The 13,494-nt window shown below is 54.0% G+C and carries 11 protein-coding genes and 1 pseudogene; 8 read left to right on the top strand and 4 right to left on the bottom strand.

Annotated features, from left to right (window positions below):
- Positions 1-175: 175 nt before the first annotated feature.
- Both HCU66_RS23960 and HCU66_RS23955 read right to left on the bottom strand, forming a co-directional pair.
- A pseudogene (locus tag HCU66_RS23960) lies at positions 176-1,056 on the bottom strand (patatin-like phospholipase family protein).
- Positions 1,057-1,180: 124 nt separating this feature from the next.
- The gene (locus tag HCU66_RS23955) at positions 1,181-1,900 is read right to left on the bottom strand and encodes a helix-turn-helix transcriptional regulator (RefSeq protein WP_205890888.1); all 720 of its coding nucleotides are present in this window, start codon (positions 1,898-1,900) and stop codon (positions 1,181-1,183) included.
- A 473-nt stretch (positions 1,901-2,373) separates the two neighbouring features.
- On the opposite strand from HCU66_RS23955, the gene iaaH reads away from it, so the two are divergent.
- The 3 genes from iaaH (at position 2,374) to HCU66_RS27230 (ending at position 5,298) form a co-directional block, all read left to right on the top strand.
- The gene (gene iaaH / locus HCU66_RS23950) at positions 2,374-3,885 is read left to right on the top strand and encodes an indoleacetamide hydrolase (protein ID WP_205890887.1); all 1,512 of its coding nucleotides are present in this window, start codon (positions 2,374-2,376) and stop codon (positions 3,883-3,885) included.
- Between the two features lie 68 nt (positions 3,886-3,953).
- Entirely contained in the window at positions 3,954-5,234 is a 1,281-nt protein-coding gene (locus tag HCU66_RS23945) for a carbohydrate porin (RefSeq protein WP_338136469.1), read from the top strand.
- The gene (locus tag HCU66_RS27230) at positions 5,182-5,298 is read left to right on the top strand and encodes a hypothetical protein (RefSeq protein WP_338136468.1); all 117 of its coding nucleotides are present in this window, start codon (positions 5,182-5,184) and stop codon (positions 5,296-5,298) included. Before HCU66_RS23945 ends, HCU66_RS27230 begins: the two co-directional genes overlap by 53 nt.
- 68 nt (positions 5,299-5,366) lie before the next feature.
- Here HCU66_RS27230 and HCU66_RS23940 read toward each other — a convergent pair whose 3' ends face one another.
- Complete coding sequence (locus HCU66_RS23940; RefSeq protein ID WP_205890886.1) at positions 5,367-6,281, bottom strand: LysR family transcriptional regulator; 915 nt, start codon at positions 6,279-6,281, stop codon at positions 5,367-5,369.
- A gap of 118 nt (positions 6,282-6,399) precedes the next feature.
- Between HCU66_RS23940 and mdlC the strand changes: the two genes are divergently transcribed.
- From mdlC to HCU66_RS23915, 5 genes are all read left to right on the top strand, one after another.
- The gene (gene mdlC, locus HCU66_RS23935; protein ID WP_205890885.1) at positions 6,400-7,989 is read left to right on the top strand and encodes a benzoylformate decarboxylase; all 1,590 of its coding nucleotides are present in this window, start codon (positions 6,400-6,402) and stop codon (positions 7,987-7,989) included.
- Between the two features lie 63 nt (positions 7,990-8,052).
- Positions 8,053-9,387 (top strand): MFS transporter, encoded by a 1,335-nt coding sequence (locus HCU66_RS23930; RefSeq protein WP_205890884.1) that lies wholly within the window; start codon positions 8,053-8,055, stop codon positions 9,385-9,387.
- 50 nt (positions 9,388-9,437) lie between these two features.
- Positions 9,438-10,898 carry an aldehyde dehydrogenase family protein gene (locus HCU66_RS23925; protein ID WP_205890890.1) on the top strand — a complete coding sequence of 487 codons (1,461 nt, stop codon included), beginning with the start codon at positions 9,438-9,440 and terminating at the stop codon, positions 10,896-10,898.
- Between the two features lie 117 nt (positions 10,899-11,015).
- Positions 11,016-12,293, top strand: coding sequence for an OprD family porin (locus HCU66_RS23920; RefSeq protein ID WP_205890883.1), 1,278 nt, complete (start codon positions 11,016-11,018; stop codon positions 12,291-12,293).
- A gap of 9 nt (positions 12,294-12,302) precedes the next feature.
- Positions 12,303-13,214, top strand: coding sequence for a ketopantoate reductase family protein (locus HCU66_RS23915; protein WP_205890882.1), 912 nt, complete (start codon positions 12,303-12,305; stop codon positions 13,212-13,214).
- Positions 13,215-13,277: 63 nt separating this feature from the next.
- Here HCU66_RS23915 and HCU66_RS23910 read toward each other — a convergent pair.
- On the bottom strand, positions 13,278-13,494 hold a 217-nt coding region (locus HCU66_RS23910; protein ID WP_205890881.1), incomplete at its 5' end, for a helix-turn-helix domain-containing protein.

Below are 13,494 nucleotides of genomic sequence, written 5' to 3'. Positions count from 1 at the left end.
GGTGGCTTCAAGTACGGAAGTTTGGGGCGCGAAGGTGTTCGATTTGCCTATGAGGACATGACGCAGCCTAAAGTGGTCTGCATCAATGAAATGGGTTGAGCCATCAAAGTAGCTAATTACCGTCGACCGTTACATCGGGTGAAGTTGCTCGCCCAGTGACACCCGATGTTTTTTCTCAATGCTCATGAGCATGTGAATGGATGGTCAGGGCACCCGGTACCTTGGTGCGTTCGAGCCCCCCATGTTCCAGCCACCGGAGGGTCTGCTCATAGGCACGCTGCAGCAAAGACTCGGTCTGGTCGAAGTTGAACACCGAGACATCCACAGGGCACAAGGGCGGGACGATGTGCAGGCTGGTGAGCGTGCGGAAGTGTTCGATGTCGCTCACCAATTGGCGCATGCTCATCAGATTGACGGTGTGCAGGGCTAAGGCAACCAGGCCTCGGGGCGGCTGTGTCAGGGCGCAACTCACCCCGGTAGGGATGACCACGACGTTGGTGGCTCCCAAGGCTACGGCAGTCGAAATAGGTGTATTGCTTGCCACGCCGCCGTCAACCAGGAACCGATCGGCGATCTGTACGCAGGGGAACACCAGTGGTATGGCAGCACTGGCCAGTAACGCCTGCTCAAGTTCGCCACTGGACAGCACCGTCTCGGCGCCACTGAGCAGGTCGGTGGTGACGATGTGCAGGGGCAGCGCCGCATCCTCAATGCGATGAATGGGCAGTGCCTGACCCAGCAATCGGTTCAAGGCCGCCGGCTGCAACAGAAAACCACGCCGTTTGATCAGCCCTCTACAGGTGTCGAGCCAGGAGAGGGGAAAAATGTCCGTTTTACTCAGCCCGCGCCAGAATCCGGCGAGCGCCTCGACGCCATCGGAATCGGGCCTTGCGGCAAAATAGGCACCGTTGATAGCGCCTACCGAAGCGCCAACCACCATGTCGAATCGAACATTGGCCTCGACCAAGGCCCGCAACATCCCCACCTGCACCGCACCCAANGCACCGCACCCAAACTGCCGCCGCCAGCGAATACGATTGCGGTTTTGGTCGCCATGGTCGAAGTCTCGGCGTGGAAATGTATCGAATGAGTGTAGCTGGTGGGGTGGTGATGCTTTGGGGGGCTCGTCGCATAAGACGGCGCAAGCGTGTGACCACTTGAATTACTCAGACGCCCCGATTCAGTGCGCGCTTACACGAATAGCAAGCTCGGTTCGGTTACTCGAATTGGTCTTGATCATCGCGTTCTTCAGATGTGTTCGAACGGTGGTGAAGCCTATGGACATTAGGCGCGCAATTTCCTTATCACTTCGCCCTGCCGCGACGAGCTCAACAACGGCGCGTTCTCGTGGGCTCAGGGCTCCACAAAGAGGCACCTCAACTGCGAGCGCCTGCTCGAAGTAGGGAGTGAGGGCATTGAGCAGTGAAAGCTCTCTGGATCCGAACGCAGGCTGATCGGCGCTGCGCCATATGCGCAGATCACCTACATCCCGACCGTCATTGAAGAAGAAAACGTTTACTCCATGGTGCATCCGGCACGGCTTGAGAAATTCGGCGTAGTGTTCACTGTGCTCAAGGCTTCGTCGGCTAATGACATCATCGACACAGGTAGCTTGCTGCCGGGCTCTCAGCACTGGTGTGACCGTATCGCGCACATGAATCTGCTCGTCGTATTCCCTAAGCTTCCAAGCATCAATATTGACCGCTGCGCAGCGCGTGGATCGACCGCGCGAGCTATCCCAGAGGTACGAAGCTCCGAAATCTGACCGGAGTAACTGCGTAACGTCACCGAGTACTGCCTGACGAACTTCATCCCCCGCACCACCAGCGCGTAGACGCCAGACCACTTGAGCGAAAAGGTCGAGCTCAGAATTCGTCATGTCCATTTGATTGATTTGCATGGGCATGCTCCGTTTGTTCTGTCGAACGTTTAGCAATTTCTGGGCCGGCTGCGTTGGCTCGTGATGCAGAGCTCCCCAAAAGCGAGGTATGGATCGCAGGTAAATGGCCACGAGCTTTGCCTTAGAGCTCTCGGCCTCGCGAAGACACTCATTAAAAAAGATCTCGCCGGTTGCTTGCTCCGGCTAGCACACGATTTTCCAGTTTTAGAGCAAATATGGCACGACTGTCGGTGGGTCGAAATTTCACGCCAACGGACAAGAATTGCTGGCCAGTAACATACCGGGCGAAATCGCTCATCAACTCCCGTCATCAATGGAGAGCCTTTATTGGTGACTATTATCCGAGCTACACAGGCCCACGATGTTGAGAAAAGGGCTCCTCATTAATGAGGATGTTTGACGGATATTTCCTTGTGAGTAAATCAGTTCATCGAGACCTACGGTGGGTATCGACTGATTCTCAAGGAATACTCGTGAAGACCAGACTCTCCTGCTTAGCGATTGGCCTTTTGGCAGCAAGCGCTGGCGCATCGGCGTCGAACGTACCGAAAGACTTCTACTTGATGAGTGCTGAGCAGACGGCACAAGCCATCTGCGAAAAGAAGGTTTCCAGTGAATCGGTTGTCAGCTATTGGCTGGCCCGTATTGAAGCGCATCCTGAGCTAAATGCCTTCATTTCTTTAGACCCAAAGAGAGCCTTGGGAGAGGCTCGTGCTGCAGACGCGCGCCTCGCTAAGGGTGAGCAGTGCCTTTCATTGGGCGGCGTCCCTATAGCGATCAAGGACAACATTCAGGTCGTTGGTTTCACGAACACAGCAGGCACGCCAGCTCTTGCTAATTTCTTTCCGAAAGCCAATGCGCCGATTATCGATAGGCTCCAGGCCGCAGGCGCCATTGTGGTCGGCAAGACCAACATGCACGAGCTCGCGTTTGGCGCTACCGGCTACAACACCGCCTTTCATCTTCCACGGCTGGTCGGTGTGCGCAATGCCTTTGACAACTCTCGCATTGCCGGTGGTTCGTCATCAGGGAGTGCCACCGCTCTGGGGGCTCGCTTGATTCCAATCGCTATGGGGACAGATACAGGTGGCTCTAGCCGTGAGCCTTGCGCGCTAAATGGCTGTGTTGGTTTTCGCCCAACGGTTGGTCGATATAGCGGTGTAGGCATCACACCTATTTCGACCAGTCGCGATACGGCAGGCCCAATGGCCAATACTGTTGGAGATGTCGTGCTGCTGGATTCGATTCTTAGCGGTGTCTCGCCTCTGAAGCCAATACCGGCCCACCAAATTCGACTGGGCATTCCAGATTTTTTCTGGGCAGATCTGGAGCCGGAAGTCTCGGCACAAGCCAAAGCCGCGGTAGAGAAGCTCCGCAGTTCAGGAGTTGAGGTCGTCTCAGTCAGCATGCCGGGTATCGGTCAATTGGCATCAGCTGTGGCAACGCCAGTCGCGATCATGGAAGCGCGCAAGGCCCTGACTGATTACCTGAAATCACAATCCACCGGAGTGTCATTCGAAACCCTGGCCGCCAAAATTTCGAGTCCCGACGTCCAAGGTATTTTCTCGGCCATGGTCGTGCCTGGGAATGTCCCAGGGCCTGATGAAAAGATGATTCCTGGCGGCCCGGCTTATGCGCAAGCGATCAAGACGGGTGTCCCAGCCTTGCTAGCTCTCTATCAGAAGACATTCGCGGACAACAAGCTCGATGCTCTTCTGTTCCCCACGGTTCCAGAGGTGGCAATCAAGACCGGCCCTGACGCCGGAACGCCTCAAAAATTTGGTCGGATTATTCGAAATACTGACCCGAGCAGCAACGTGAGGATGCCGGGTCTCAGTATTCCCGTAGGTGTTGGGAAAGAATCCGGACTTCCTGTAGGTATGGAGATTGACGGATTGCCTGGAACGGACGACCAACTTCTGGCAATCGGTCGCACGCTTGAGTCGATCTGGGGGCCGGGCCCACTTTCGCCCATCGCACGCTGATCGGCTGTTCTTACCTTAAGCGCAGCTGCCCTGGCTGCGCGAATAAAAACCTTTCTCGGATTAAATGAATGAACGCGATCCCACTCGTCGCAGGTACTTCTGCGCGCCGATTTTGTGTAACCGCTGTTGTGGCTTTGGGTAGCATGGCGAGCTCGGCATGGGCCGATTCGGCGCCTACAGACAGTAGTCCAGTCAAGGCGCACCTGATCGTTACCGATCTGATGCTGGAGAACCTTAACACTGGCCCTCGTCCCCATACATTCGCCAACGCTGGCGCCATTTTCGCCGGCGCCGATTTTGACATGTCCAAGCTCATGGGGTTGCCAGGCGGCACGTTTCAGTTTGAATACACATTCTTCCCGTGGATGCGCAATGAAGGTCAGCCAACTGCAGCCGCTTGGCAAGGCGCTACAGGTAGCGCACTAGGTGGCGCACCCATGCATAACGACATCGACAAGGGATATCTGTCGAAGTTTGAATATCGGCAAATGCTGTTGGACAACCATCTTGAGCTCGACGTTGGCCGTAGCAATGCCAAGCAGCATTTCTACATGATGAACTGCGAAAACTGGGTTACTTGCAACGACCCCATCATTGAAAACACCACCGGAATATTGCCTTACCCATACGGAAGCTGGGGCGGTTACTCGCGTTACTCATTCGACAATGGTCAGTACATACATGCTGGCGCTTTCGAGTCCAATCCTGCCCATTACATCAAACGCACCAAGGGTTGGGACTGGGATCCGGGTGACGCGCGTGGTATCACTTGGTTGGCAGGCGTTGGTGCTCAAAAAAGCTTCGCGCAGACTCCCTTGGCCTATCACTACGAGCTTAATGGTTTTTACAATACCTCCGAACAGACCGACGTATTGGATGGCTCGACCCGTCGTGGTAGCAGCGGCTTGATCTACCGCTTTATGCAAACGCTATCTCGCGAAGGCGGTTCCTCTGCCGGAAACCCAGACAAAGCGTGGCAAGTATTCGGCGCGTGGACTTGGAGTGCTGACGATCTGCAGCCTTTCGAACACTTCGTGGAAGCAGGTATAACTCGCGTTGGCCCATTCGGGCGCCCTCAGGATTCAGTCAGCTTGAAAGCGAGCTACCTACGTTTGGGAGACAAGCAAGTTCAATATCAGCATGACCAGCGACTGCTGGCCACCGGTGTTGACCAAGGAATGTCAAAAGGAGAGTCGCGAGTAGAGCTCAATATGGTGTGGCAAGCGACACCTTACCTAGCACTTCAGCCAANATATGGTGTGGCAAGCGACACCTTACCTAGCACTTCAGCCAAGCGTGCAGTACGTGTTCAACCCCAGCAACTTCTACAATCCACAGGCCGAGATTAGCAGCAATGGAGCCGTCGTCGGATTGCAGATAGTTTATAACTTGGGCGCTCAAATCGGCCTTTAAGTCCTCGCCTAGGGCGATGATCAGATCTCAGCCGCCCGGGGTGGGACATCAGACAGCAGCTTGATCCGTCAGGTCACGCCGGGCTCGCCTAGCGTGGCCTGAATCTGTTCGAAGAACCAGTTAAGCCCCGTTGATTGAGTGCTCCGGGAGTGCCAGTGGAGTGTCACTTCGAAGGACGGTACATCAAAGGGCAGTTCAAGCATTTTAAGCGGCTTGGCCAGTGGCATTTCACAAAAGCTGTTCGCGATCTGGGACGGCAGAATTACCAGCAATTCTGTGCCCGGTATTACCTTTGGAAGGACTGAAAAGTGAGGAATCTTGAGCTTGACCCTTCGCTTGACCCCGAGTTTTTGAAGCACGTCTTCGGCCATGCCATGCCCTGATGTCCTTGTGACCAAGACGTGCGGCTCTGCGAGAAACTGTTCCATTGTCAACTCTGAACCAATCCGAGGATGATCCGCGTCCATCAGGCAAACGTATCGCTCGCTCACGAGCTTCTTGAATGCAAGTCCAGATCCGCTGATGACTCGGCTGCAGATGGCCGCGTCGATGTGCCCGTCGTTCAACCATGTCCCCACCTGGTCGATCTCTAGGGGAATGATCTCAAGCTCGATATTGGGCGCCAGGATATTCAGCTGACCCATGAGCTTGGGCAGCAACGCCATCTCCCCCAAGTCAGAAAGCGCTAGCCGAAATTGTCTGCTTGAGTGGCCAGGCTCAAACCTTCTTGCCTCAGCCACTGACTCCTCAATGCAACGTGCAGCCTGCTTGAAGCCTACGTATAGCTGAGCAGCAAGTCTCGTTGGCTGCATTCCTTGGCTATTGCGTACGAACAATGGGTCGTCGAATTGCTCACGTAGTTTCCCCAGGCTGTAGCTAATTGAAGGCTGGGTGACAAACAGCCGCTCGGCGGTAATCGTCAGGCTCTGCGTTTCGTAAAGCGTGACGAAGGTGGTGATCAAATTTAGATCAAAATGAGCCATCAGCAGACCTCTACGAAAATAAGTGGTGTCTATGTAGCTGGCTTAAAATATTGATTTGATCGATTTTAATCGAATTTTTACAGTAGGAGCAATCAGACACACCCTGGAATATGACCCAATGAAAACAATTCACTCTGCCGCTTATGCGCTTTTGCGTCGCCATGGCATGACCACCATCTTTGGTAACCCTGGATCCAACGAGCTTCCTTTTCTGAAGGACTTTCCGGAGGATTTCCAGTATGTCCTCGGTCTTCATGAAGGCGCTGTGGTGGGGATGGCGGACGGCTATGCTCTCGCAAGCGGTAAGCCTGCTTTCGTAAACCTCCATGCAGCAGCAGGTACGGGCAATGGCATGGGGGCTCTCACCAATTCGTGGTATTCACACAGCCCGTTGGTGATCACGGCAGGTCAGCAGGTGCGTTCGATGATTGGTGTCGAAGCAATGCTGGCCAATGTGGATGCACCACAGCTACCCAAACCGCTGGTCAAGTGGAGCTATGAACCAGCAACGGCTCAGGATGTGCCTCGGGCTCTGAGCCAGGCGATCCACATTGCTAATACTTCTCCCAAGGCGCCGGTGTATCTGTCTATCCCATACGATGACTGGGAGAAACCATCTCCGCTCGGTGTGGAGCATCTTCTTGAGAGAGAAGTCCAGACTGCGGGTGCTCCTGATGCGCGGCAACTGGCAGCTTTGACCAAGCAATTGAATGAGGCCTACAACCCTGTTCTCGTTCTCGGCCCTGATGTGGATGCTACCCGCTCCAACGATTACGCCGTTGCCTTGGCCGATAAACTGAAACTGCCTGTCTGGGTTGCTCCATCGGCATCACGTTGCCCGTTCCCAACTCGCCATCCTAGCTTCCGTGGAGTTTTGCCTGCCGCCATCGCAGGGATCAGCAAGACGCTTGCTGGCCACGACCTGATTATCGTCATCGGCGCGCCGGTTTTCCGCTATCACCAGTTCGCACCAGGCGAGTATCTACCGGCAGGAGCTCGGCTCTTGCACATCACGTCAGATCCTCAGGAAGCAGCTCGCGCTCCTATGGGGGACGCCTTGATCGGCGATATCGCAGAGACTCTACGCGTACTGGCAGAGGGCGTTGAGGAGAAGGCAAAGTCCTATCCAGCATCTCTACCAGCGTTGACAGATGTACAAGATGAACCTCATCACTTGCGCCCGGAAACGCTGTTCGACGTCCTCGACGCGGTCGCTCCGCCAGATGCTATCTACGTCAAGGAATCGACTTCCACCACGACCGCGTTCTGGCAGCGAATGAACATGCGTCACCCTGGTAGCTACTACTTCCCCGCAGCAGGTGGATTGGGCTTCGGTCTGCCAGCAGCGGTGGGCGTTCAACTGGCCCAGCCCGATAGGCGCGTGGTCGCTTTGATTGGCGATGGCTCTGCGAACTACGGAATTACTGCGTTGTGGACGGCTGCGCAGTATCACATCCCAGTCGTGTTCATCATCCTCAAAAATGGCACCTATGGTGCGCTGCGCTGGTTCGCGGGCGTCCTGAATGTTGAGGAAGCGCCTGGTTTGGACGTCCCTGGTTTGGACTTCTGCGCTATCGCAAAAGGGTATGGAGTCAAGGCGGTACATACCGACACACGCGATAGTTTCGAGGCCGCCCTTCGCGCTGCTCTCGACTCTACCGAACCTACTTTGATCGAGGTGCCCACTGTGACGATCCAGCCTCATTGATGAGTGCCAAGGGCCTTGTGCCTCCTAGTAAGTCCCCGAATAACAAAAACAAGAGACCAAATTATGACTCAAAGAAATGCTACAGAAATTGCGGGCTCAGCTCCGTTGGGCAGGTTCCACTACGGCCTGTTGTTTTGGTGCTCGTTCATCATGCTGTTCGATGGCTATGATCTCGTCATCTACGGATCTGTGGTTCCCCGCTTGATGGAGCAGTGGTCTATCCCGCCTGTCCAAGCGGGGTGGATGGGGAGCGCAGCTCTATTCGGAATGATGTTCGGCGCAATCGCTATCGGCCCGCTTGCAGACCGAATGGGTCGACGCAAGATTATCCTCGGAGCGGTCACTCTCGCGAGCATTAGCGCTTTCGCAAATGCATTCGCCTGGGATGTACCCAGCTTCGCGGCTTTGAGATTTTTTACCGGCGTCGGCCTCGGCGGTGCCATTCCAAACATCGTTGCCCTGATGAGCGACTTGTCCCCCACAACTCGTCGTAGCACTCTGACTACGATCATGCTCAGCTTTTACTCCATCGGTGCAATGATTTCGGCGTTGGTGGCCATGCTGGTGATACCCAAATTTGGATGGGAGGCAACATTCTTCATCGGCGGACTGCCACTGCTTTGCATGCCTTGGATGTACCGTTATCTCCCTGAGTCTTTGCCCTATCTGCTGGCGAAAAATCAACGTGCAGCAGGGGCACTTCTCAAGCGTATCGTTCCCGATATAGATACTGCTTTTGTCCGATTTGAACCAGCTGTACGAACCTCAACATCCACACCTCTTTCCCGACTGTTCAAAGAGGGGAGAGGCGTGGGTACCGTCTTTCTCTGGCTAGGTTTCGGCATGTGCCTTCTGATGGTTTACGGCCTCAATACCTGGTTGCCGAAAATAATGGTCGCAGGGGGCTACCCACTTGGCTCCAGTCTCATGTTTCTGGTGACGTTGAATCTTGGCGCTACGGCGGGCGCTCTTGGGGGGGGCTGGCTGGCTGATCGCTGGGGCTGTAAACCTACATTGATTCTTTTTTTTACATTGGCGGTCGTTTCGCTTTGCATCCTCGGCATCAAGCCGGGCCCGGTAACGCTCAACATAATGTTATTGATTGCCGGTGCTACCACCATCGGAACTCTTGCTGTAATTCATGCCTTTGCCGCTCAGCAGTATCCGAGTGATATCCGTTCCACGGCTGTCAGTTGGTGTTCAGCCATAGGTCGTTTCGGAGGCGTCGCAGGCCCCGCTTTGGGGGGGCTTATGCTCAGCCTGAACTTACCGCTCCAACTGAATTTTATCTTCTGCGCCATACCAGGACTAATCGCGATTTTTGCTATCGCCATGGTCAAGCGGCGATCTGCGCATTCGAATGAGATGCCATCCCAGCCGATTGACGCGCATTCCTGATCTTCAAGTCACACCGTCCAAGGAGACATCACTTGAGCCAAGCCAACCGTATGCCTTACCAAGAAATGCATCTGCTGCCGATTGCAGGAGAGTGGCGTAAGGGCAGCGCCGGGAACGTGCTTAACGTTACTGATCCGTTCACCGGTGACACCCTGTTAGAAATCGTCCAGGCTGATCGCGAAGACCTTAATCAGGCCTATATCTCTGCCGAGAAAGCTCAGGCAGCTTGGGCCAGTATGGGCCCAGGACAACGGTCGGCGATACTCTTGAAAGCGGTGCAAATTTTCGACGAACGCCGTGAAGAAATTATCGACTGGATCATCAAGGAGTCCGGTAGCACGCGAATCAAGGCGCAGATCGAGTGGGGAGCGGCTCGCGGCATCACTCAAGAGTCGGCGTCATTTCCCGCTCGTGTTCACGGTCGGATCCTACCTTCCAATGTGCCGGGTAAGGAAAATCGGGTTTATCGTGAACCGCTCGGCGTGGTTGGGGTGATCAGCCCTTGGAACTTCCCGTTTCATCTGACTCAACGCTCTGTCGCGCCGGCACTGGCATTGGGCAATGCTATCGTCATCAAGCCAGCGAGCGACACTCCAGTCACCGGCGGGTTGCTCGCTGCCAGGATTTTCGAAGAAGCAGGAGTGCCCAAGGGCGTCATTAGTGTATTGGTGGGCTCTGGCGCTCAGATCGGCGATGCATTCGTGGAGCATCCGATCCCCAAATTCATCTCGTTCACAGGCTCGACGCCGGTCGGGCTGAACATTGGGCGCATTGCCAGTGGTGGCAAGCATCTCAAGCATGTGGCACTGGAGCTGGGTGGCAATAGCCCATTCGTGGTGCTGGCTGACGCTGATCTCGATCAAGCGGTCGCAGCGGCTGTCATGGGCAAGTTTTTGCATCAAGGACAGATCTGCATGGCCATCAACCGGATTATCGTTGAAGACGCTCTGTATGACCGGTTCGTAGAGCTCTATGCGGAGAAGGTCAGAACGCTGAAGGTTGGTAACCCCAGTGATGCTGACACGGTGATTGGCCCCATCATCAATCGTAAACAGCTTGAGGGGTTGTTGAGCAAGGTCTCTCGAGCCAAAGAAGAAGGTGCGAGAACTGTCGTCGACGGGGAGGCTCGCGGGAATCTGCTTCCACCACACGTTTTCGCCGACGTTACCGCGGACATGGAAATTGCACGAGAAGAGATTTTCGGCCCGCTCGTTGGCATCCAGCGTGCTCGCGATGAGGCCCATGCTTTGCTGCTGGCTAATGACAGTGAATATGGGCTCTCCAGCGCGGTGTTCACCAAAGACCTGGAGCGAGGTGCTCGCTTTGCTCGTCAGATCAAGGCCGGCATGACGCATGTCAACGATATTCCCGTGAATGACGAGGCGCACGCACCATTTGGGGGAGAGAAAAACTCTGGGCTTGGTAGGTTTAATGGTGAGTGGGCGATTGAAGAGTTCACCACTGACCATTGGGTAAGTGTGCAAATGACGCCTCGGACTTACCCTTTCTAAGTGGTCGTGCGTTGCTGGTTTTAAAAAAATTTAGTTTTCACAAAAGTTATATCCGGCCCCCTTATCTATAAGGGGGCGGTCTGTGATCGCCTCCAAAAAAAATAAAAAGGTAAACTTATGCAGGCTTTCTCCAAGTCAAAATATGGTGTACTTGCTGTCACTTGCTTGTCCTGTGTGCAACCGTTATCTGCTAGAGCGGACTTTCTCGAAGATAGCAAGGTCACATTAGGTCTGCGTAATGCTTATATTGACCGTGACTTCAAACAAAGCGATGCGCCTAAATCTAGGGTCGGCAGTTGGACTCAGGGTTTCGATTTGCGTTTCATCTCTGGGTATACCGAGGGGCCAGTTCAGTTTGGCTTTGATACCAGCGCTCAATGGGCGTATCGATTAGATGGCGGCGGCGGTAGAGGGCCCGATAGTGTCATACCCTACGACGCCAGCCGAGGTGAACAGGTCAGGGAATATGGGCGTTCGAATGCCACGGCAAAAATACGTGTTTCCAAAACAGAGCTAAAGCTCGGTGAGCTACGTCCCACTCTGCCAGTTGCCTATATTGACGATTCGCGCCAGCTCATCACCACTTACCAGGGTGCACTGCTGGAGTCTAAAGAGTGGGAAGGCCTTACTCTCACCGGCGGGCGTATCACTGAAATTGCTGCACGTGAATCATCCAGTCATGAACAAATCTATTTGATGAATGGCCCTGACATCAAACGCCGTAGCGATGGGCTGAACTTTGCAGGGGCTACTTACCAGTTCACGCCTGGACTTTCAGGAACCTATTTCTATGGGCAGCTGGAAGACATTTACAAACAGCACTATCTTGGGCTTACAGATGTTTTTGATCTGGGTGGCGGTTACGCGTTGAAAACTGACTTGCGCTATTATCAAAATAGCGAGGATGGAGACGCGCTCTACGGGAAAATTGACAATAAAACCTATGGTGCCATGACTACCCTGAAAAAGGCAGGTCATGCATTCGGGATTGGCTATCAACGTATGCTTGGGGAATCAGCGTTCCCGCTTTTCAATGGATATGCCCCACAACCCTATCTCGTCAACTGGTCAACACTCGGATTCTTCAAGCCCAATGAGAGCTCTTGGCAACTCAGGTATGACTACGATTTTGCTGCTATGGGTGCTCCGGGGCTGAAGCTGATGACTCGCTATATGCGGGGTACCGGAATTGATCGAGGTAGCAATGCCTTGGACAAAAATGTCGAGAGCGAAAGCAACCTGGTGTTGAGCTATGTCATCCAAAGTGGCCTCTTCAAAAACGTCGGCTTTGAGTGGCGTCACATCGAGGTCAAAACCCGCTTCGGTAGCGGCTCATTGTCTGGCCCGGACTACGATGAGAATCGTCTGATCACTACTTATACCTACCAATTTTAGGAAGCAGCCATGCGCATTGCAGTTATAGGTGCGGGAGCAATGGGTGGGCTCTTCGGAGCTCGTTTGGCCAACGCTGGCCACGAACTAGCATTCGTCGAGGTGTCAGAGCCTACCATTGAGGTGATACGAGCCGGTGGCTTGCGGCTGCTGGGTGAGGGAACGGATATACATGTGTGGCCAGAGATCGGTAGAGCGAACCACTTTACTGATCCTTTCGACCTTTTGATTGTATTTACCAAAGGCTTTCACACCGCCAAAGCTATCGACGATGTACGCCACCTTCTGACACCTTCTACGTGGGTATTATCCGTCCAGAACGGTTTGGGCAACGCTGAACTTATCTCTCGAACCGTTAGCCGAGACCGTATCATCGTAGGGATGACTGATTATCCCGCACAGCTGCAGTCTCCTGGCACCGTCTACAGTCAGGGTCATGGGCGTATAAAGATTTGGAGTTTCACCGGGGAAATCGTCAGTCGTGTCATGGTGATCGCTGGCTTGTTCGACGATGCTGGGCTGAGATGTAGCGCTGATCCGCAGGTCGAGGTATTCATCTGGGAAAAGCTCGCTTTCAACGCTGCCTTGAATTCAATTTGCGCTGTTTCTGGGCTGACTGTTGGCGAAGTCGCTAGCGCGCAGGGCGGTAGAGAGATGACTATGGCTGTTGCCAGGGAAGCCGTATCTGTAGCGCTAGCCAATGGCGTAAGCGTTGACGAAGTCCGCATCATGGCGAGTATCGATCATGCGTTTGTGCACCACGCAACCCATAAACCTTCCATGCTTCAGGATGTTGAGGCAGGGCGCCGGACTGAAAATGAATTTATAGCGGGCGCAATTGTGAAGAAAGGGCAGTCCGCTGGTGTTCACGTTCCTGTTACTCAGTGCCTCCATGCTCTGATAGGCATGAAAGAGCTGTTGTGAAAAAGCTGCAGAGTGCTTCGTCCTTGTCGAAGCATGATGGAGTTACGTGGCCCCTGGATCATCTTATCCAGTCAGGTGTTGCTTACGGAACTCCTTGGGAGTCATTCCAGTTTCGCGTTTGAATGCACGGCTGAAGTGCGTGCAATTGCTGAACCCCCAATCAAATGCGATATCACCAATATTCTTTTCTTTCAAAACAGGACTCTTCAGATCGCGTTGACATAGCTGAAGCCGTTGACTCCAGATCCACTGAGAAAGTGGCTGATCTTCTTTTTCAAAA

The sequence above is a fragment of the Pseudomonas frederiksbergensis genome (assembly GCF_017114915.1).
In the GTDB taxonomy this organism is placed as follows: domain Bacteria; phylum Pseudomonadota; class Gammaproteobacteria; order Pseudomonadales; family Pseudomonadaceae; genus Aquipseudomonas; species Aquipseudomonas frederiksbergensis_I.
The sequence above is the reverse complement of the archived record's forward strand: the minus strand, read 5'-3'. Positions and strand labels throughout refer to the sequence as shown.